Source organism: Actinophytocola sp. (genome assembly GCF_049647105.1).
In the GTDB taxonomy this organism is placed as follows: domain Bacteria; phylum Actinomycetota; class Actinomycetes; order Mycobacteriales; family Pseudonocardiaceae; genus Actinophytocola.
Genome location: NZ_JBARWZ010000286.1, coordinates 26,687 through 47,318, shown reverse-complemented (window position 1 = coordinate 47,318; position 20,632 = coordinate 26,687). Strand labels below are relative to the sequence as shown.

Below are 20,632 nucleotides of genomic sequence, written 5' to 3'. Positions count from 1 at the left end.
ATGCGGATTCTGTTCACGGTGTCCAACTGGGCCGGGCACTACATGTGCATGGTCCCGCTGGCCTGGGCATTGCGTGCGGCTGGACACGAGGTCCGGGTCGCCTGCCCGCCCCAGCAGGTGCAGGGGGTGATGTCCGCCGGGCTGATGCCGGTGTCGGTGCTCGACTCGGCGGACATGATGGAGAGCGCCAGGCTGGCCTACTACGTCCAGGCGCTCAACACCCCGCCGCAGAGCGGCGAGATGCCGCTGCCGCTGCACCCGTTCACCGGTGACGCGCTGAGCTCCGTGCGTGACTTCGACACCGGCACGCTTCGCGACTTCTGGAAGAACACCATCGACGCGGTCCAGCGCAGCTACGACAACGCCGTCGACTTCGCCGCCGCGTGGCGCCCCGACCTCGTGGTGCACGACATCATGGCGTCCGAGGGCGCGCTGGTCGCGGAGCTGAACGAGGTGCCGGCGGTGTTCTACTCGCCAGGCTTCATCGGCACCGTGGAGACCGAGCCGGGCCTCGACCTGGTGGCCAGCGACCCGTTGACCTGCTTCGCGAAGTACGGGGTGAGCTGGACCCGTCACAAGATCAAGTACGTGGTCGACCCGTCGCCGGACGTCGCCGTTCCTCCGATGGGTGACGCGCTGCGCATCCCCATCAGGTACCAGCCCTACAACGGCGCCCAGGACGTCGACCCGTGGTTGCTCGGGCCGATCAAGGGCAGGCGCGTCTGCGTGGTGTGGGGCAACTCCGCGACCGGGGTGTTCGGCGAGCGGCTGCCCGCGCTGCGCCACGCCGTCGAGTCCGCCGCCCAGCACGCCACGGAGGTGGTGCTCACCGCCGCGGTGTCGGAAGTGGACGGTCTGGACTCGCTGCCGCCGAACGTCCGGGTACTGCGCAACTGCCCGCTGGAGCTGATCCTGCCCGGCTGCGACCTGCTCATCCACCACGGCAGCGCCAACTGCCTGATGAACGGCATCGCGATGGGCATCCCGCAGCTCTCCCTCGCACTGAACCACGACGGGCAGATCTACGGCAGGCGGCTCGACCCGCAGGGGGCGACCAGGACCCTGCCCGGCCTCACGGTCACCGACGAGGCGATCGACAAGGCCATCACCGAGATGCTGTTCGGCCACCAGTACCGGCGTCGCGCGATGGAGCTGAGCAAGTCCGTGGCCGCCGCGCCGACCGCCGCGCAGGTCGCGGACCTGCTCACCACCCTGGCCCGCACCGGCGAGCTCACCGCCGACGACGTCGCCGGACTGGTGGCCGGCCGTTGACCGTCATCGCCCGGTCGGGGCACCCCGGCCAGTCACACCGTCAGGACACCATGAGCGAGGTCGTATGAACAACACGCAAGGGACGCCGACCACTGCGGCGAAGCCGCTGATGCGGAAGATGGGCGAGCTCAACGCGGTGTGGGAATGGAACTCCGCGGCCGAGATGCAGATGGCGCTCGCCGGTGTCCAGCCCCGCGACGAGTACCTGCGCGACCGCGTGGACCGGGCGGACTGGATCGCGGGACGACTGCGGCTGAACCCGGACTCGGAGGTCTTCGAGATCGGCAGCGGCGAAGGGATCATGGCCGACGTCATCGCACCCCGGGTGCGGCGGCTGCTGTGCACCGACGTGAGCCAGTCCTTCCTGTCCAAGGCGGAACACACCTGCCGGGCACACGACAACGTCGACTACCACCACATCGAGAACGACTTCCTTGCGGCACTCCCGTCGGCGAGCTTCGACGCCGGGTACTCCCTCAACGTCTTCATCCACCTCAACGTCTTCGAGTTCTACCTCTACTTCCGGCAGATCGCCAGGATCCTGCGTGCCGGCGGCCACTTCGCGGTCAACTTCCTCGACCTCGGGGCATCGACCCGCGGCTTCTTCCACTTCTACGCGTCCCGCTATAAGGACGCGAACCCGTTCGAGTTCAAGGGTTTCCTGGCCTGGCACGGCGTCGACGTGATCGCCAAGATCGCGGTCGAGGCCGGGCTGACCCCGTTGCTCGACGAGTTCGTCGACGAGGACGGGGTCTGTTTCCTGATCCTGCGCCGCGACGAGGACCCCTCGGCATGAGCGGCTGGCCGCTCGGTGCGCAGGACCGCCCGGTCTCCAGGCTGTGCCTGGGCACCTGGGCACTCAGCGGCCTGTGGGGCGGACAGACCGAGCCCGGGGTGCGCGCGGTGCGCAGGGCGTTCGACCTCGGGGTGAACTTCTTCGACACCGCACGCGCCTACGGCAACGGCGCCGCAGAGGCCGGGCTCGCCAGAGGGCTCGGCGACCTGCTGCGCACCCACCGCTCGGAGCTGGTCATCGCCACCAAGGGCGGCCTGCAGGCGCGGAGGGACACCGTGGTCCGCAACAGTGACCCGGAGTTCCTCCGCGCCAGCCTCGTGTCCAGCCTCCGCTCGCTGCGGACGGACCACGTCGACCTCTACCTCCTGCACTATCCGGATCCGACGATCCCGCTCGCCGAGACCGCGGGAGTGCTCGCGGGCTTCGTGGCGGAAGGACTCGTCCGGCACACCGGCGTGTCCAACTTCTCGGCCGCGCAGATGAGCGAGTTCGGTTCGGCGTCGGTCGCGCAGGTCCCGTTCAACCTGCTGGCCCGCGAGGTCGAGCGCGATGTCCTGCCGCACTGCCAGGCGGCGGGGACCAGGGTCATGGGCTGGTCGGCACTGGCCCACGGGCTACTGACGGGCGCACTGCGGCCGGGCCACACCTTCCCCCAGGACGACTGGCGCGCCTACTCGCCCGTCTTCCAGGGGGAGCGCTTCGCCGCCGTTCTGGCGGTCGTTGACCGCCTCAAGGCCTTCGCCGCGGACCTCGGCATCAGCGTCGCGCAGCTCGCGCTCGCCTGGGTGCTGCACCACCCGGCCGGGATCGTGCCCGTCGTCGGCGCCCAGGTCCCCGAGCACATCGAGGACAGCGTGCCGGCACTGGAGGTCCGGCTCAGCGAGGCCGACCTCGCCGAGCTCGACCGGATCGTCGCGGCCGCGCCGCCGGTGCTCGCCGAGTCCGAGCCACCGAGCAGGAGGAAGACCACCGCCGATGCATCCTGAGGAAGGACGTGACATGTCCACGACGACGGCCGGGAACACGCCACCCGAGGTCCAGGAGAGAACGACCTGCCGTGTCTGTTCGGCCCCACTGCGCACCGTCCTGGATCTCGGCGCCCAGTACCTGCAGGGCAGCTTCGTCAAACCGGGCGTGTCCGACCCGCCGAAGGTGCGGCTGCCGCTGGAGCTGACCCGCTGCACCGGCGAGGGATGCGGTCTGGTGCAGCTGCGGCACACGGTGCCCGGCGAAATCCTCTACGACACGTACTGGTATCGCTCCCGGATCAACGACACCATGCGCACACACCTGCGTGCCATCACCGAGTCCTCGTCGCGGGTGCGCGGCGGACGGCCGAAGCGCGTACTCGACATCGGCTGCAACGACGGCACGTTGCTCGACAACTTCCGCGACGCCGAGCGCTGGGGCATCGACCCGTCGAACGCGGCCGACGACGCACCGGACGACTTCACCCTCATCCGGGACTTCTTCCCCAGCGACGAACTCGCCGACCAGGCCGGGAAGTTCGACATCATCACCTCGATCGCGATGTTCTACGACGTCGAGGACCCGGTCGCCTTCGCCCGCGAGGTGGAGCGACTGCTGGCGCCGGGCGGTGTCTGGACGCTCGAGGTCGCGTACCTGCCGACGATGCTGGAGTCGACCGCCTACGACTGCATCTGTCACGAACACCTGGGCTTCTACTCGTTGAGCAGCCTGAAGCGGGTGCTCGAGGCAGCGGGCCTCGAGGTCGTGCACGCCGAGCTCAACGACATGTACGGCGGGTCGATCTGCTGCCATGTCGCCCGCGCGGGCAGCGCCGCGGACAGCTCCGTGGCCGAGGTGCTCGAGCGGGAGCGCGCGCTGGGGCTGGACCAGGACGCGATCTACGACCGGTTCGCCGAGCAGGTGCGCACGCACCGCGACGAGGTCACCGCGCTGCTGCGCAAGCTCCGCGAGCAGGACAGCACCGTGCACGTGTACGGCGCGTCGACCAAGGGGAACACGCTTCTGCAGTACTGCGGCATCGACCGGACGGTCATCCCGTACGCGGCCGAGCGCAACCCCGACAAGGTCGGGGCACGCACGCTCGGCACGGACATCGAGATCATCAGCGAGGCGGACTCGCGGGCGCGCAAACCCGACTACTACCTGGTCCTCCCATGGCACTTCCGCACGGAGATCCTCGCAAGGGAGGCGGCGACGCTCGACGCGGGCTGTGAGCTGATCTTCCCGCTGCCGACGGTGGAGGTCGTGCGGAAGAGATCGTCGTGACCGCTGTCCACCCGCCAACCCGACCCGTGAAGGAACAAGGAACGTCGTGAGTGAACGTGCTGTCAAACAAAGGTCACCGGGCATGAGCGCCGGTGCCGAGGAGGCGGTTGCCGCCGCGCGAGCCGGGGCCGCCATCGCCATTTCCGGACTGCGCAAGAACTTCGGTGACACCGCCGCGCTGGACGGCGTCGACCTGGTGGTGCAGGAGGGCACCGTGTGCGGCCTGCTCGGCCCGAACGGCGCCGGGAAGACCACCGCCGTGCGGATTCTGAGCACGCTGTTGCGCCCGGACTCGGGCACCGCGATGATCGCCGGGTTCGACGTGGCGAAGGATACGGACGAGGTGCGCCGCCGTATCGGGGTGACCGGCCAGCGGACGGCCGTCGACGACATCCTCAGCGGCCAGGAGAACCTGGAGATGTGGGGCAGGCTGTACCACATCGGCGCGAAGACCGCCCGCCGTCGAGCCGGCGAGCTGCTGGAGCAGTTCGGGCTGGCCGAGGCCGGCGGGAAGCTGGTCAAGTTCTACTCCGGCGGCATGCGGCGCAGGCTCGACCTCGCGGTCGGTTTCTTCCTGCGCCCGCAGGTGCTGTTCCTGGACGAACCGACCACCGGCCTTGACCCGCGCGGTCGCAACGAGGTCTGGCAGGTGGTCCACTCGATGGCCGAGCAGGGCACCACCGTGCTGCTCACCACCCAGTACCTGGAGGAGGCCGACCGGCTCGCAGGCCAGATCACCGTGATCGAGGCTGGCAGGGTGATCGCCGAGGGCACGCCGGAACGGCTCAAGTCGATGATCGGCGGCGACCGGATCGACGTGGTCCTGCTCGACGGCGGCGCGGTGGCGGAGACCGCGGCGGCCATCGCACGCATCGTCGACGCCGAGCCGGAGGTCGACACCGACGCCCGCCGGATCACCGTGCCGGTGCGCGATCGGGTCAGCGCCCTGCACGACGTCATGCGCTGGCTGCACGACCACGGCATCGACATCGAGGACGTCGCCGTGCGCAAACCGAGTCTCGACGACGTCTTCCTCCGGTTGACCGGGCACGCGGCGACAGGGAATGGGAGGGTGGCATGACCACGGCGATGATCACGGTGCCACTCAGGCCGGTGCACCCGGTGGACCGGCTGAGGTGGGCGCTGGAGGACGGCTGGGTCGTCGGCCGCGCGAACCTGGTCAACTGGGTGCGCAACCCCGGGCTGATCGTGCACTGCCTGATGTTCCCGATCATGACGGTGGTGTTCGGGTTCGTCTTCGGCAGCGCCATGGTCGTGGCGGGCGGCGGCGCCTACCGCGAGTTCCTGATGCCCGGCCTGTTCGGCCAGACCATGATGTTCGGCCTCATCACCACGACGATGGTCACCAGCAGCTCCGCCGCGAAGGGGGTGACCGACCGGTTCCGCACGATGCCGATGTCGCAGGCGGGGGTGGCCGTCGGCCGTTGCCTCGCCGACCTGGTCACCTCGATCCTGGAACTGGCGATCCTCCTCGTGTGCGCACTGCTGGTCGGCTGGCGCTTCCATCTCGGCGTCGGCTCGGCCCTCGCCGCGGTGGGCCTGCTGCTGCTGTTCCGGTTCGCCCTGGTGTGGGTGGGCATCCTCCTCGGCCTGATCCTGCCGATGGAGGCGGTGGCCGCCGGTTACGTCCCGCTGCTACCGCTGACGATGATGGCCAACACCTTCGTCTCACCAACCCAGATGCCCGACTGGCTCGGCACGATCGCCGAGTGGAACCCGATCTCCTCGACGGTGGCGGCCGCCCGGCAGCTGTTCGGCAATCCCGGCGTCGTCGGCGACTCCTGGGCGGCGCAGCACTCGCTGCTGCTGGCCTTCGTGTGGCCCGTGCTGATCATGCTGATCTTCGCGCCACTGGCGATCCGCCGCTACCGCAACCTCGACGGCTAGTCTGAAGTGGACCCGCGCGCCAACGTGCGGGTCCACCAAGGACGTCCCGCTGGACCCTTGCTAGCTGGCGTCAGCGGTCTCGCCACGCGAGCGGTGAAAGCGTCAGCGCCGCATCGGCGACCTTCCGGCCCGTCGCGGTCCTGATGCTCTTGCGAGCGGAGTCGATCCATCCGTCGACTCGGCTGACGCCGACGTCCCGGTACTCGACCGCTTGCAAGAGCATCTCCAGCTTGTCGGCATCCTTGGCGCACAACGCTTCGGCGGACTGCTGTGACTCGTACTCGTCGACCGCCGCGCGGATCACGTCGCGCGACTGATCCGGCAGGTGAGCCGTCTGGTCGGCCGTGATCTGACGCGGCTCGGGCTTGGTCAGGTATCCGGCAACCGTGTGCGGCAAGTCTCCCGTTCGGGTCTCCTGCGTGTCGTGCCACAGCGCCAGGAACGAGGCACGGACCGGGTCCGCGCCTTCCTCGGCCGCGATGATCGCGGCCAACTGGGCAACCCTCATGCTGTGCTCGGCGACCGACTCGGGATCGCGCACACCGGCGTGCCACCACCCGGCGCGCCGGATGCGTTTGAGCACCCCAAGTTCGAAGCCAAAGGCGGCAAGCTCGGCGGCCTGATCCGGCACGTCGGTTTCCTCCCTCCCTGTGTCAGCCTGCGGATCGCCTCGCGAGCTTCAGTACGACCCGGACACGATCCCGCTGGAGCGCGAACACTGCCACGTGCCACCTGATCGTAGCGTCAGTTCGGACACCGGGGAGACCGCTGCTGAGCAGGCAAAACGATCACAGAGAAGTCCTGGACACGGGACTCGCTCTCTCGGCTCCGGTACCTCACCGGTACCCAGGAGCACGACTAGTGACCCGCAACGACGACAGGCGCCGGGGTCCGCACTCAGCCGTGAGCGGCCTCGGTGGTGGTTGCCGAGATCAGACCCACCACGTGATCGGCGATCGCGTTCACGGATGGCTGCTGCCAGAACACGTTGGCGGACAGGCCAAGCCCGATCCGCTTCTCTAGCCGCTTGCGGATCACCACCGTCATGACCGAGTCCAGCCCCTGCTCGGCGAGCGGCCGCCGCGGGTGCAGGTCGCCAACCTCCAACCGCATCTCCGCGGCGATCTGGCTGCTCACCTCGTCCAGCACCAGCGCACGCAGCCCCTCGCCGGACAACCCGTCGAACGACACCGCCGCCCCGGCCGACTCCACCTCCTCGTCGACGGAGGACACCGGCGCGTCGATGACCGGGTAGCGCAGGCCGGAAAGCGTCGCCAGCACCAGGCCGGCCTCGGTGGCGACCACGGCGTCGACCGTGTCGGCGCGGTCGAGATCCAGTGCGACCTCGACCAGCGCCGTCTCCGGCGGCGGGCCTTCCGCGACCAGCATCGCGTCGATGTGCACCACCATGCGCAGCACGGGCAGGCCGACGAACACGGCGGGCGCGATGGACATCACCGCGTCCAGCAGCGGCGCCCAGGTGTCCGCGCCGTCGCAGCGCACCCTGGCCCGGAGCACCCCGTCGCCGGACCGCAGTTCGGTGATCGTCCACGGGAACCCCGTCGACGGGACGCCGACCTCGGCCAGCCGCCGGTGCACCAGCCCCGGATCGGCGGGTTCCAGCCGGTACTCGTCCGCGTCCACGAGCGATCCGGCGGGACCGTCGTCGGCGACCGAGGCCTCCGCGTTGACGAGCCAGGCGGGGTCCGCCGTCTCGTCGTCGCCGGGGGTGCGGGACCCGAGCCGCAGGTCGGTCCCGTCCCGCACCACCTGGACCTCCAGGCGGTGGGCGGTCATCAGCGGATGCCGCATGGCGATGCCGGTCAGTACCGGCGGGACGCCATCGCGGGCGGCGGCGTCGAGGAAGCTCAGCACGAGCACCGCGGCCGGCACGATCTCGACGCCGTTGAGGGCGTGGCTGCCGGGGTAGGGCCTGCTGTCGTCGTCGAGGACGGTGCGCCACACCCGCATGTCGCGGCCGGCCACGCGCTCACCGGCGCCGAGCAGCGTGCACGCCGCGACGTCGTGCCCCCGCCCGCCGGGCCGGGCGCCACCGGAGTGCCAGTGCCCCCGGTGCCGCCACGGATACACCGGCAGCGTGGCGAGATCACCGGCCGGGTGCAACCCCGGCCAGTCCACGCCGATGCCTGCGCAGTGCGCGGCCCCCAGCGCGGTGCGGAACGTGCGTGCCTGGGGGCGGTCGCGTCGCAGGGTCGCGCCGACGAACCCGTCGTCGACGCCAAGCTCGGCCAGCGTCTCGTGCACGGAGTGCCCGACCACCGGGTGTGGCGAGACCTCCAGGAACGCGTGGTGGCCGTCCTCGACCGCGGCCGCGACGGCGGCGGCGAGGCGCACCGGCCTGCGCAGGTTCGCCCGCCAGTAGTCGCCGTCGCCCGTCATCGGTGCGCGCGGGTCGGGGAGAGCGGTGCTGTAGACGGGAACCCGTGGCGGGCGTGGGCGCAGTTCGGCCGCGGCACCGCCGAGGTCGTCGAGCAGCTCGTCCATGTGCGGGCTGTGGAAGGCCACGTCGGAGGCGACCGCACGGACCCCGGCGCCGCTCGCCGACCACTCGGCGACCAGCGCGGCGACCGCGTCCCGGTCACCGGAGACCACAGTGGACACCGGGGAGGAGGCGATCGCGGCGACCACGTCGGTACGGTCCGCCAGGCGGTCGGCCACCTCGGCGAAGGGGAGGGTGACCATGGCCATCGCGCCGCGGCCCGCGACCCGGCGCAGCAGCAGGGAGCGCCGGCAGATCAGCCGTGCGCCGTCGGACTCGGTGAGCACGCCCGCGGTCACCGCGGCGGCGATCTCGCCGACCGAGTGGCCGATCACCGCGCTCGGGGTGACGCCGTTGGCGCGCCACAGCGCGGCGAGCCCCAGCTGCATGGCGAAGATCATCGCCTGGACGCGGTCTACGTCGGTGAACGTGCCGTCGACCAGCGCCTGCCGTGGCGTGAACCCGATCTCCTCGGCGAACACCGGCGCAAGGGCGTCGATCGCCTCGGTGAACGCGGGCTCGGTGTCGAGCAACTCCGCGCCCATGCCAGCCCACTGCGACCCGTGCCCGGAGAACACCCACACCACGCCACCGCCCGGTACCGGGGAGCCGGTGACCACGCCGTCGGCCGGCCGGTTCTCGGCCAGCGCGCGCAGGCCGTTCGCCAGGCCCTCGCGGTCCTGCGCCACGACCACCGCGCGGTGCGCGAGGTGGGCGCGGCGCAGCGCCAGGGTGTGCCCGACGTCGGCCAGGTCGGCGCCGCGCTCGACGTGCTCGGCCAGGGCAAGTGCCCGGTCCCGCAGCGTCGAAGGGGACTGCGTGGACACCGGGTACAGCGTCTCGGTGCGTGCCGATGGCTCGTCGGTGGCCGTCCCGGCGCGCCGGGCGGGTGGCTCTTCCAGCAGCACGTGGGCGACGGTGCCGCCGTAGCCGAACCCGGAGACGCCCGCGCGCCTCGGGTGCTCGTCCCTTGGCCACGGCGTGTGCCCGGTGACCACGCGCAGCCCCAGCCCCTGCCAGTCGATGTCCGGGTTGACCTTCGTGGCCAGCAGGCTGGCGGGGATCTCGGCGCGGTCGAGGGCCAGCACCGCCTTGATGACCCCGGCGACGCCGGCGGCGCCCTCGAGGTGGCCGATGTTGGACTTCACCGACCCGATCAGCAGTGGTTCGCCGGGCCGCCCGTACACCGCGCCGGTCGCAGTGGCCTCCATCGGATCGCCGACCGGCGTGCCAGTGCCGTGCGCCTCGATGTATCCGACGGTGCCCGGCTCGATGCCCGCCGCCCGCAGCGCCGCCTTCATGACGTGTTCCTGCGCCTGCCCGCACGGCGCCATGATCCCGTTGGTCCTGCCGTCCTGGCGGACCGCGCTGCCACGCAGGACCGCGAGGACCCGGTCGCCGTCGCGCTCGGCGTCGGCCAGCAGCTTCAGGACCACGATCCCGCAGCCCTCGCCCCGGCCGTAGCCGTCCGCGGTGGCGTCGAAGGACTTGCTGCGCCCGTCGGGGGCGAGCGCCCCGGCCGCGTTCAGCGTCAGCGACTGCCCCGGCGAGACGACCAGGTTGACCCCGCCCGCCAGCGCGAGCGTGCTCTCCCCGAGGCGCAGCGACTGCGCGGCAAGGTGCAGCGCCACCAGGGACGCGGAGCACGCGGTGTCCACGGTCATGCTCGGCCCGCGCAGGTCGAGCGCGTGGGAGACCCGGTTGGACACCGCGCAGGTGGCCGCGCCGATGCCGGTGTACGCGTCGATGGTGGGCAGGTCCTCCAGTTGCCGCGCGCCGTAGTCGTAGGTGCAGACGCCCGCGAACACGCCGGTGTCGGTGCCCGCGAGGTCCTGGGGCGAGACACCCGCGTGCTCCAGTGCCTGCCACGCCACCTCGAGCAGGATCCGCTGCTGCGGGTCCATCAGCTCCGCCTCGCGGGGGGAGATCCCGAAGAACTCCGCGTCGAAGCCGTCGATGTCGCCGAGGAAGCTGCCGGCCACCGGGGCCCGGCGCAGCGCGGCGTCGAAGCCGGGGCCGAAGTCGCGGTAACCCGCCCAGCGCCGCGGGGGCACCGTGCCGGTCGTCTCGCGGCCATCGGCGAGCAGGTCCCAGAACTCCTCCGGCGAGTTGACGACGCCGGGGAAACGGCAGCCGATGCCGATCACGGCGACCGTCTCGCCGGGCTGCGACGGCGGTTGCACTGCCTTTGCTTCCACGAGAATCCTTCTGGTTGTCGGTCTCCGTCGGACCGGCCGGTCACCGCACCCAGGACGGCGATTCGAGAACCTCGACGACCACACAGGACAGGACGACGCCGGGCGCGGTGCCGAGCATCAGGATGTGGTCGCCCGGCCCGAGTTCCCCGGTGCGGACCAGGTGGTCGAACGACAGGATGGTGTCGCTGGCGCCGCAGTGCCCGAGGGTGCGGCCGTAGTCCCACGTCGAGCGCGACATGGGCAGCCCCCACGAGGCCATCACCCGCTGCTCGACCACTTCCCGGGAGTAGTTCATGAACGAGACCCGGGTGATGTCGCCGATCCCGATGCCGGCCTCGGCCAGCGCCTGGTCGACCAGTTTCGTGGTCTGTTCCCCGACCTCGGCCATCGCAAGGGATGCCGGGCTGCGGGTGGCGAACTGCTGCCCGATGCGGGCGCTGAAGTCGGTGGGGCGGCCGAGGGTGATGCTCGGCGGGAACAGCGGCTCCGCGCCGCGGTGCAGTGACTCGGCGGCCGTCATCGTGCGGGAGCACACCGAGCGCAGCCGGGCGAATCCCGGTTTCTTGGTCAGCACCACCGCCGAGGCGGCGTCCCCGCCGATGAAGCCGGGACCCATCCGCCAGCGGTCGATCAGCGGCGTGCCGTAGTTGTCCGCGGCGACGAGCAGGGCGCTGCCCCGTTCCTGGACGGCGGCCAGGTGACTCGAGGCGAGTTCCATCGCGCTGAACAGCCCGTTGCAGCCCTGCCGGATCTCCAGCGCGAGCAGGTCGCCGCCCACCAGGTGCCGCTGCAGGTAGGACTGCGGCGGCCAGCCGTCGGGACCCTGGTGCCAGGTGCTGGCGTACAGCAGCAGGTCGAACTCCGTCGGGGACCCGCCCCAGCGGGTGACCGCCTGCTGCGCGGCCCGCAGCGCCATCTCGGGGGCCGGCAGGTCACCAGCGATCGCGGTGCCGCCGAGTTCGTGTGCCTCGACGTCCTCGGCCGGGTAGAGACCGCGCTCGACCGCCCATTCGACACTCACGAGTGGTGGGAGGAACGTGCCGATGGCGCCGATGAACATGTCCGGAGTACGCACGGGGCCGCCTCCTCATCACCGATGTCGATGTGCCGCTGCCCGGAGGGCGTCGCCACCAGGGAGATGACCGGGTGACCGGGTCACCGACGTGTCCCGCGACGGCAGACCGCCACCAGGTCGCACACCTCGTCCGAGGTCCGCTCGCGCAGCACCTCGACCTCGTCGAACCCGGCGTCGGCGAGTGCCATCATGAGCGAGGGCCGGTCCAGCCAACGCACGTCGACGGCCAGCCCGCGTGCCTGCGGCTCGGGGTGGTCCTCGCGGACCGGCTTTACCGAGTAGCCGTCGACGTTCTCGAGCAGTTCCGACGAACCCCAGTAGTGCGTCGACAGGAACAGCCCGCCGGCAACCCGCGCGATGTCCCGCAGCACTGTCCACGGCTCACGCACGTGGTACAGCAGTCCCGCGCACAGCACGGCGTCGAACGTGCCGAGTTCGGCGACGTCGATCGCCTCGATATCCGCGGATCGGACCTCGGCGTTGTCCACACCGTGCAGCTCGAGCACGAACTCCGCGCGGCGCAGGTTGGACTCCCTGCCCTCCAGCGCCAGGATCGAGACTCCCGGATACCTGGACAACGCCAGTGTGTCCGCACCCTCCAGCGCGCCGATCTCGAGAATTCGCCGCGCATCGGGAAACGCCGCGAAGAAATCGCGGGCGCGGGCGTCCGAATGCTGACTCAGTACGTAGTCGACTCTTGATCCGTTCGCGTATCGATCACCTTCGAACGAGAATTCGTTGACCCAGGGCTCGAGTTCTTTGACTCTGCGTCGGATGTCTTCGCGCTCCACGTGAATGAGCCTAACGACCGCACGGCACGCGGGAACTAGCAGTTTTCTCATACTTGCCGATCGCACCGCCCGCCCACCTCCGATGGGCACGTCCGGCCGACGTTGTTAGCCTTGGGGCACCTGCCGGTCCCGTTCCCAAGAGAGATGAGCCATGTCCAACGTCAGGCGTGATCCGAGGGACCGTCGAGGAACCCGCGATCACCGCAAGCCAGCGCGCCAGCAGCGGCCATCGACCGACGCGTCAGCGCGGACCGGGACCGACGCCCGTGGCGGTGAGTCCCGGGTGGAGCGCCGCAACGCCCGGTTCCAGCAGTGGGAGGCGCTGCTCACCAACCGGAACACCAGGCATCGACGGGGTGAGTTCCTGGTGCAGGGGGTGCGGCCGATCAGCGAGGCGATCGCGCACCACTGGCGGATCCGGACGCTGCTGCACGCGGGGAACCTGAAGTCGCAGTGGGCTCGTGACCTGGTCGGCGGGGGAGTTGCCGACGAGGTGGTTCGCCTCAGCCCCGAACTGCTGCACGAACTCGGCGAGAAGGACGAGGACACCGCCGAGCTGATCGCGGTCGTGGCCATCCCGCCCGACGACCTCACGCGGATCCGGGTGCGCCAGAACGGGGTGGTCGTGGTGCTGGACCGCCCCGGCAGTCCCGGCAACGTCGGCTCGCTCCTGCGTTCGGCCGACGCGCTGGGTGCCGACGGCGTGGTCATGGCGGGCCGGGCCGCCGACCTCTACGACCCGAAGACGGTCCGGGCGAGTCGCGGCTCGATGTTCGCCGTGCCGGTCGTCCGCGCCGAGACACCCGCCTCGGTCGTCGAATGGTTGCGCACCATCGAGTCCGTCGTGCTGGTCGGGACCAGTGAGGACGCCACCACCGACCTCTGGGACCACGACTTCCGCACGCCGACCGCTCTCCTGGTCGGCAACGAGAGCGTGGGGATGAGCGCTTTCTGGGCGGAGAACTGCGACGCGGTGGTCCGGATTCCCATGGTTGGGTCGGCGAGTTCGCTGAACGCCGCGGTGGCGGGGTCCATCACGTTGTACGAGATCGCTCGCCAGCGGGGGATCGGGACCGTGAGCTGACCTCTGTGCCGAGTCGGCCAGGGGTGTTGGTGGGATCGCTAGTCTTTTGTGTGGAGTGGAGCGTTACCGGGCTGTTCGGGATATAACCGGAGGGTGGAGGCTCTGGTTGGGAGGCCCGGTTGCTGACAGTCGAGCAGATCGAGAGTTTCGTCGGTGATGGTTTTGTCCATGTGCCGAACGCTTTCTCCGCCGAACTCGCCGCCGAGTGCCGTGGCCTGTTGTGGAAGCAGCTTGGCATGGACGCCGACGATCGGTCGACCTGGAACAGGGAGGTCGTCAGGCTCGGGGTGCGTGGTGACGACGCGTTCGTGCGCAGCGCCAACACCACGGCACTGCACGAGGCCTATGACCAGCTCGTCGGGCCGGGACAGTGGCGGCCGCTGGAGCTGATCGGGACGTTCCCGGTGCGGTTCCCCGTCGACAAGGCCCGTGAGGGGGCCGAGGACTACGGCTGGCACATCGACGCCAGCTTCCTCACCCCGGAGGCCGAGGCCGGCGGCGGCCAGGACTGGGAGGGTGAGCTCCCGCTCGTGCCACCGGACTACGACAAGATCCTGCGCTGCAACGTGTTCTCCCGGGACCGGGCGTTGCTGGTGCTGATCCTCTACTCCGACACCGGGGCGCGGGACGCGCCCACCCTGCTCCGGGTGGGCTCGCACCTGGATGTGCCACGCCTGCTGGAGCCCTACGGCGCCGAGGGGACCTACCTCGAGTGCGGCCCGGTGGGGGCGGGGCGGCCCCAGGCCCTGGCCACCGGCCAGGCAGGCGACGCCTACCTGTGCCACCCGTTCCTGGTGCACACCCCGATCACCAACACCGGCACCGAACCCCGGTTCATGGCGCAGCCTTCTCTTCTGCCGGTCGGCGAGTTCGATCTCGACCGCGCCGACGGGCGGCACAACGCCGTCGAGCGGGCCATCAGGCGCGGGCTCGGTCGTGAGTAGCGCCACCGGAGCGGGCGCGAGCCCGCCATGGCCGACCGTGCTGCGGCTGGTGTTCGGCGGCATGGCCACCCACGTGTTCGCGCTCGCCGTCCGGCTGCGGCTGCCCGACGCGATCGGTGATGGCGAACGGGACGCGGCCGACCTCGCCGCCGAGTTCGGGGTCCAGGAAGGGCCGATGCTCCGGCTGCTGCGCGGGCTCGCCTCCCTTGACGTGCTCACAGAACCAGGCCCCGGCCGGTTCGCGCTCACCGCGGTGGGCGGGTTGCTGCGCCGTGACCAGCCAGGGTCGATGTACCCGCTCGCCCGCATGCTGACCGATCCGATGATGGCGACCGCATGGCAGAACCTGGAGTTCAGCCTGCGCACCGGCGGACCGGCCTTCGACAAGACCTTCGGCACCGACTTCTTCGGTTACCTGGCCGAGCATCCGGACCTGTCCCAGCTCTACAACTCGGCGATGAGCCATGGCACCCGCGGGATCGCCAGGACGATCGCCGACGAGTACGACTTCGGCCGCCACGACCTCATCGTCGACGTCGGTGGCGGCGACGGGACGACGCTCACCGAGATCCTGACCGCGCACCCCGGCCCACGCGGTGTCGTCTACGACACCCCTACGGGTGTCGCAGGCGCGGTGAACGCCCTGGCAGCGGCCGGGCTGACCGCACGCTGCCAGGTCCGGACGGGCGACTTCTTCTCCGAGGTCCCCCCGGCCGCCGACCTGTACCTGCTCAAGAGCGTCCTCCACGGGTGGGACGACGAACAGGCGGCCGTGATCCTGCGTAACTGTGCGCGCGACGCCGCGAAACACGGCCGCGTCCTCGTCGTCGAACACCTGCTGCCCGACACAGTGCCACCCCCCAACGTGCCACCCGGGGCCGTGCCATCCGAACAACACTTCATCACCTACCTCAACGATCTCAACCTCCTCGTCAACGGCCGGGGGCGAGAGCGAACCCACGCGGACTTCGCCGCCCTCTGTGCCGAAGCGGGCCTGCGGCTCGACCGGACCAGCCCGCTGACGACGACCAACTTCCACTGCATCGAAATCAGCCTCGACTGATTGATTGACCAGAGTGACCGACCCCAGGTCGACGAGATGGCCGCATTGGCGCGAATCAGGCCAATGCGGCCATCTCGTGCCGTCAAGTCGCGAGTACGACGACGTAAGCAACTCTAGTGGCCTCCCTATAATGCTTTCCTGACTGGTGATCGCGGTAAGAAAGTCGCGTATTGTCGACAGAGACAACGGGTGATACACCAAAACTTTGTCTTGGTGCGGATCGGTAGTTCACCGCCAGCCCTGGCCAAGCCCAAGGCCGGTGGTTTGATGGCGGGAGATTACCCTGACTAGGCGAGCATTGATCACCGGAATCACGGGCCAGGACGGTACCTATCTCGCGGAGCATCTCCTCGAAGCAGGCTATGAGGTATTCGGACTGGTACGCGGCCAGAGCACACTCTCCGCGCGGCGACAGCGGGCACCCGATCCTCGGGTTCGGCTGCTCAGCGGCGATCTGCTCGACCAGGCGAGCCTGGTCGACGCGGTCGACACGGCCAAGCCGGACGAGGTCTACAACCTCGGGGCGCTGTCCTACGTGCCCATCTCCTGGCGCCAGTCGACGGTGACCGCGGAGGTCACCGGCATGGGAGTGCTGCGCCTGCTGGAGGCCCTGAGAATAGTCGCGGGAATGGGTTCGTCGTCGCGGTCATGGGACGCTGGACAACCGCGTTTCTACCAGGCCTCGTCGTCGGAGATGTTCGGAAAGATCCGGGAGTCTCCGCAGAACGAGCTGACTCCGTTCCACCCGCGAAGTCCATATGGGGTGGCGAAGGCCTTCGGCCACTACACGGTGCAGAACTACCGCGAGTCGTACGGCATGTTCGCCGTTTCCGGCATTCTGTTCAACCACGAGTCGCCAATTCGCGGAACGGAGTTCGTGACCAGGAAGGTCTCACTCGGCGCGGCCGCGATCAAGCTGGGACTCCGCGACGAGCTGCGACTCGGCAACCTGGAAGCCGCGCGGGACTGGGGTTTCGTCGGGGACTACGTGCGCGGGATGACGATGATGCTGGCCCAGGACGAGCCGGAGGACTTCGTGCTCGGCACCGGCATCACGCACAGCGTCCGCGAGCTGGCCGACCTGGCCTTCTCGCACGTCGGCCTGAACTGGCGCGACTACGTCGTGGTCGACAACGGCCTGTTGCGCCCCGCCGAGGTCGACCTGCTGTGTGCCGACCCGGCGAAGGCCAGGACGAAGCTCGGCTGGAAGTCGGCGGTCTCGTTCGAGGAGATGATCGCCCAGATGGTCGACAGCGACCTGCGCCTGTTGTCGTCGGCTCAGCGGGACTCCGCTGACCCCGTGCGCGAACTCGGCGACGCAGTGGTGAACCGCCTTCCCGAGCCACTTAAGGACATGTGATGACCTCTGCCGAGCTGGCCGGGCAACGCGATACCGCGACCCATCCGAACGGGGTGAGCAAGGAGTTCCTGTCCTGGTTTGCCGAGCGGATGCGCGTCACGGCCTGCCAGGTGGAACGCACGCCGCTCAACGAGCTGCCAGGGTGGTCGTTCGACGAGGCCACCGGGAACCTGACGCACGACAGCGGGCGGTTCTTCGGCGTCGAGGGGCTGCACGTGCGCTCCTCGTACGGTCCGATCTCCGAGTGGAGCCAGCCGATCATCAACCAGCCCGAGATCGGCATCCTCGGTCTGCTGGTGAAGTCCGTCGACGGTGTCCCGTTCGCGCTGGTGCAGGCGAAGATGGAGCCGGGCAACTTCAACTCGATGCAGCTCTCGCCGACGGTTCAGGCGACCCGCAGCAACTACACCAGGGTGCACAGGGGAAGCCGGACGAAGTACCTGGACCACTTCACCGACCCGCGCGCGGGATCGGTGGTGGCCGACGTGCTCCAGTCCGAGCAGGGCTCGTGGTTCCTGCGCAAGCGCAACCGGAACATCATCGTCGAGGTCGACGACTCGGTGGTGGCCGAGGACGGCCACTACTGGATGCCGTTGGACGAGCTGCGCAGCCTGCTGCGGATCGACGGTCTGGTCAACATGGACACCCGCACCGTGCTGTCCTGCCTGCCCGCCTCCTTCTTCGCCGAGGACCGGGGCAGGCTCGCCGCCGACGGCATGGCTACGGCGCTGGCCAGGTCCATCAGTGGCGACGGCACCCCACTGCACAACGCCGAGTCGGTGCTGAGCTGGTTCACCGCCGCCAAGAGCAAGCATGAGCTGGCGGTCCGGCGTACGCCGCTGTCCGCGCTGCCCGGCTGGCAGCACACGCCAGAGGAGATCTTCCACGACGACGGGAAGTACTTCCGCATCGTCGGCGTCAGCGTGCGCACCGACGACCGCGAGGTCAGCGAGTGGCACCAGCCGCTGCTCTACCCGACCGGGCAGGGCATCGTGGCCTTCGTCGTGAAGGACATCGGCGGGGTCGCCCACCTGCTGGTGCACGCGCGATACCAGGCGGGCCTCCTGGACGCCATGGAGATGGGTCCCAGCGTCCAGTGCAACCCGGGCAACTACCCCGATCCCCAGCCCACGTTCCTGGACTACGTTCGGCACGCGCCTGCCAAACGCATCCTCTACGACACGATCCTGTCCGAGGAGGGCGGCCGGTTCTTCCAGTCGCAGAACCGCTACCTGCTGGTGGACGCGGGCGACGACGTGCCGATCGAGGTGCCGGACGAGTACTGCTGGGTCACCGCACACCAGCTCACCGGTCTGCTGCGGCACGGCTACTACGTCAACGTGGAAGCCCGCAGCCTGGTGGCCTGCCTACACAGTCTGTGGTGACCACCGTGCCGGATCGAGCCGCAGTTCCCCGTCCGGTCCGCATCGGCCTGCTCGGCTGCGCCGACATCGCCTGGCGCCGCACCCTCCCGGTGATCAGGGCCGAGCCCGCGGCCGAACTGGTCGCCGTCGCGGCCAGGGACACGGACAAGGCCAAGGTGTTCGCTGAAGAGTTCGGTGGCAAGGTCGTGTCCGGCTACCAGGCGCTGCTGGACTCGCCGGACGTCGACGCGGTATACGTCCCGCTGCCCGCCGGGCTGCACCGGGAGTGGATCGTGCGTGCCTTCGACGCGGGCAAGCACGCGCTCGTGGAGAAGCCGCTGACCACCCGGTCCGAGGACACCGCCGAGGTGTTCGCCCTCGCGAGGGCACGGGGCCTGACACTGATGGAGAACCTCACGTTCGTGCGGCACGGCCTGCACTCCGCCGTCGCGGACCTGGTGGACGCGGGCGAGATCGGTGACCTGCGCTCGGTGCACGGCGTGTTCGGCTTCCCGCCGTTGAACCCCAGGGACATCCGGTATCGGCCGGACCTCGGCGGCGGTGCGCTGCTCGACGCCGCGGTGTACCCGCTGAGCGCGGCGAGGATGTTCCTCGGGCCGGAGCTGGAAGTGGTCGCCGCGACTCTCACCGAGGACCCCGAGTGCGGGGTCGACGTGGCGGGCAGCGCGCTGCTGTGCTCGGCGGACGGGCGCACCGCCCAGGTCGAGTTCGGCTTCCAGCACGGCTACCGCTGCGAATACACGCTGTGGGGAAGCCGTGGGTCGATCTTCGTCGATCGCGCGTACACCCCGCCCCCGGCCTGGCGGCCGACGGTTCGGGTGCGGCGCCGCGACGAGACCCGTGAGCTGGTCCTGCCGCCGGAGGACCAGTTCGCCAACACCCTGCGCGAGTTCATCGCGGCGGTGCGCACCGGCAGGGAGGCGGTCGACCGCGCGGCGCAGATCGCCACCCTGGCCAGGTTGGTCGACGAGGTCCGGGACCGCGCGCGCCCGCTGCTGGCGGGACAGCGGCTCGCCGGCCGGAACGGCCAGCTGATCAGGAGGCACAGTTGAGTGACGGTCGAGGTCACGATCGCGTCGTCGTGTTCGGCGGCACCGGCTTCCTTGGTCGCTGGATCGCCGAGGGCCTCGCCGCCGAGGGACGTGACGTGCTCGTCGTGGCGAGGAACGCGCCCCGGCGGCTCGCCCCGGGGTGCCGCTTCCTGGCCATCGACGTCGCCGGAGTGCCGACCGGGGAACTGGCCGCCGTGCTGGCCGCCGAGCGCCCTGGCGTGGTGGTCAACGCCACCGGCGGCAAGTGGGGCCTGACCGGCCGAGACCTGGAGGCCAGCTGCGCCGGGGCGACCCGGCACATCCTGGCGGCGCTGGCCGGGACCCGGCTGGTGCCACGACTGGTGCACCTCGGCTCGGTGCTGGAGTCCCGGCCCGCCAACACCTACAACCGGAGCAAGCTGGCCGCGACCCTGGCGGTGCGGTCGGCCGAGGAAGCGGGGACGGTGGACGCGTTGGTACTCCGGATAGCCAACGTCACCGGCCCCGGCACACCGGCCGCCAGCCTGCTCGGCCTGGTGGCCGACCGGCTGGCCGCCGCGGCGGGCCGCGGCGAGGCGGCGACCATCGAGCTGACCGCGCTGCGCGACCACCGGGACTACGTGGACGTCCGGGACGTCGCCGACGCGGTCTGCTCCGCGACGCGGCTCACCGGCCGGCACGCGCCGATCAGCATTGGTAGCGGCGAAGCCGTCCCGGTACGCACACTGGTCGATCTGTTCATCAAGGCGAGCGGGGTGCCGGCCACCGTGGTGGAGCTGCCCGCCCCCGATCCGCCATCGGGCACTGACGACTGGACGCGGGTCGACCCCCGGCGCGCGCGGGACCTGCTCGGTTGGACACCACGCCGGACCCTGCACGACTCGGTCCACGCGCTGTGGCGCGAGGTGCTGGACCGGGTGCCGGACAGAAGGGAGCCCGTGCAGGGCACCCGGTGACCAATCAGGACAG

At 70.1% G+C, this 20,632-nt stretch carries 17 protein-coding genes; 13 read left to right on the top strand and 4 right to left on the bottom strand.

Annotation, left to right across the window (positions count from 1 at the left end; translation table 11 throughout):
• The 6 genes from WBA97_RS34090 to WBA97_RS34065 all read left to right on the top strand — a co-directional run bounded on the left by WBA97_RS34090 (position 1) and on the right by WBA97_RS34065 (position 6,232).
• Complete coding sequence (locus tag WBA97_RS34090; RefSeq protein WP_424235111.1) at positions 1 to 1,272, top strand: nucleotide disphospho-sugar-binding domain-containing protein; 1,272 nt, start codon at positions 1 to 3, stop codon at positions 1,270 to 1,272.
• 64 nt (positions 1,273 to 1,336) lie between these two features.
• Entirely contained in the window at positions 1,337 to 2,068 is a 732-nt protein-coding gene (locus WBA97_RS34085) for a class I SAM-dependent methyltransferase (RefSeq protein WP_424235110.1), read from the top strand.
• Entirely contained in the window at positions 2,065 to 3,054 is a 990-nt protein-coding gene (locus WBA97_RS34080; RefSeq protein ID WP_424235109.1) for an aldo/keto reductase, read from the top strand. Before WBA97_RS34085 ends, WBA97_RS34080 begins: the two co-directional genes overlap by 4 nt.
• Before the next feature lie 13 nt (positions 3,055 to 3,067).
• On the top strand, positions 3,068 to 4,324 hold the full coding sequence (locus tag WBA97_RS34075; protein ID WP_424235108.1) for a class I SAM-dependent methyltransferase: 1,257 nt from the start codon (positions 3,068 to 3,070) through the stop codon (positions 4,322 to 4,324).
• 82 nt (positions 4,325 to 4,406) lie between these two features.
• Positions 4,407 to 5,405, top strand: coding sequence for an ATP-binding cassette domain-containing protein (locus tag WBA97_RS34070; protein ID WP_424235107.1), 999 nt, complete (start codon positions 4,407 to 4,409; stop codon positions 5,403 to 5,405).
• Positions 5,402 to 6,232, top strand: coding sequence for an ABC transporter permease (locus WBA97_RS34065; protein ID WP_424235106.1), 831 nt, complete (start codon positions 5,402 to 5,404; stop codon positions 6,230 to 6,232). Before WBA97_RS34070 ends, WBA97_RS34065 begins: the two co-directional genes overlap by 4 nt.
• A 70-nt stretch (positions 6,233 to 6,302) precedes the next feature.
• On the opposite strand, the gene WBA97_RS34060 is transcribed toward WBA97_RS34065, so the two are convergent.
• The 4 genes from WBA97_RS34060 to WBA97_RS34045 form a co-directional block, all read right to left on the bottom strand.
• The gene (locus tag WBA97_RS34060) at positions 6,303 to 6,863 is read right to left on the bottom strand and encodes an HD domain-containing protein (RefSeq protein ID WP_424235105.1); all 561 of its coding nucleotides are present in this window, start codon (positions 6,861 to 6,863) and stop codon (positions 6,303 to 6,305) included.
• A gap of 266 nt (positions 6,864 to 7,129) precedes the next feature.
• Positions 7,130 to 10,930, bottom strand: a complete 3,801-nt coding sequence (locus WBA97_RS34055; protein WP_424235104.1) for a type I polyketide synthase — start codon at positions 10,928 to 10,930, stop codon at positions 7,130 to 7,132.
• A 40-nt stretch (positions 10,931 to 10,970) separates the two neighbouring features.
• Positions 10,971 to 12,005 carry a ketoacyl-ACP synthase III family protein gene (locus tag WBA97_RS34050; protein WP_424235103.1) on the bottom strand — a complete coding sequence of 345 codons (1,035 nt, stop codon included), beginning with the start codon at positions 12,003 to 12,005 and terminating at the stop codon, positions 10,971 to 10,973.
• 80 nt (positions 12,006 to 12,085) lie between these two features.
• Positions 12,086 to 12,796, bottom strand: a complete 711-nt coding sequence (locus WBA97_RS34045; RefSeq protein WP_424235102.1) for a class I SAM-dependent methyltransferase — start codon at positions 12,794 to 12,796, stop codon at positions 12,086 to 12,088.
• Between the two features lie 151 nt (positions 12,797 to 12,947).
• Here WBA97_RS34045 and WBA97_RS34040 point away from each other — a divergent pair, with 151 nt between their 5' ends.
• The 7 genes from WBA97_RS34040 to WBA97_RS34010 all read left to right on the top strand — a co-directional run bounded on the left by WBA97_RS34040 (position 12,948) and on the right by WBA97_RS34010 (position 20,619).
• A complete protein-coding gene (locus WBA97_RS34040; RefSeq protein WP_424235101.1) occupies positions 12,948 to 13,880 on the top strand; it encodes a TrmH family RNA methyltransferase in 933 nt (310 codons plus the stop codon).
• Between the two features lie 170 nt (positions 13,881 to 14,050).
• Positions 14,051 to 14,824: a phytanoyl-CoA dioxygenase gene (locus tag WBA97_RS34035; RefSeq protein ID WP_424235100.1), complete on the top strand. Its 774-nt coding sequence runs from the start codon at positions 14,051 to 14,053 to the stop codon at positions 14,822 to 14,824.
• Complete coding sequence (locus WBA97_RS34030; protein WP_424235099.1) at positions 14,817 to 15,887, top strand: methyltransferase; 1,071 nt, start codon at positions 14,817 to 14,819, stop codon at positions 15,885 to 15,887. The genes WBA97_RS34035 and WBA97_RS34030 overlap by 8 nt, the downstream gene beginning before the upstream one ends.
• A gap of 298 nt (positions 15,888 to 16,185) precedes the next feature.
• Positions 16,186 to 17,247 carry a GDP-mannose 4,6-dehydratase gene (locus WBA97_RS34025; protein ID WP_424235098.1) on the top strand — a complete coding sequence of 354 codons (1,062 nt, stop codon included), beginning with the start codon at positions 16,186 to 16,188 and terminating at the stop codon, positions 17,245 to 17,247.
• Positions 17,247 to 18,632 (top strand): NDP-hexose 2,3-dehydratase family protein, encoded by a 1,386-nt coding sequence (locus WBA97_RS34020; RefSeq protein WP_424235097.1) that lies wholly within the window; start codon positions 17,247 to 17,249, stop codon positions 18,630 to 18,632. The genes WBA97_RS34025 and WBA97_RS34020 overlap by 1 nt, the downstream gene beginning before the upstream one ends.
• Positions 18,629 to 19,684, top strand: coding sequence for a Gfo/Idh/MocA family protein (locus WBA97_RS34015; RefSeq protein ID WP_424235096.1), 1,056 nt, complete (start codon positions 18,629 to 18,631; stop codon positions 19,682 to 19,684). Before WBA97_RS34020 ends, WBA97_RS34015 begins: the two co-directional genes overlap by 4 nt.
• The gene (locus tag WBA97_RS34010; protein ID WP_424235095.1) at positions 19,681 to 20,619 is read left to right on the top strand and encodes an NAD-dependent epimerase/dehydratase family protein; all 939 of its coding nucleotides are present in this window, start codon (positions 19,681 to 19,683) and stop codon (positions 20,617 to 20,619) included. The genes WBA97_RS34015 and WBA97_RS34010 overlap by 4 nt, the downstream gene beginning before the upstream one ends.
• The last annotated feature ends 13 nt before the right edge of the window (positions 20,620 to 20,632 follow it).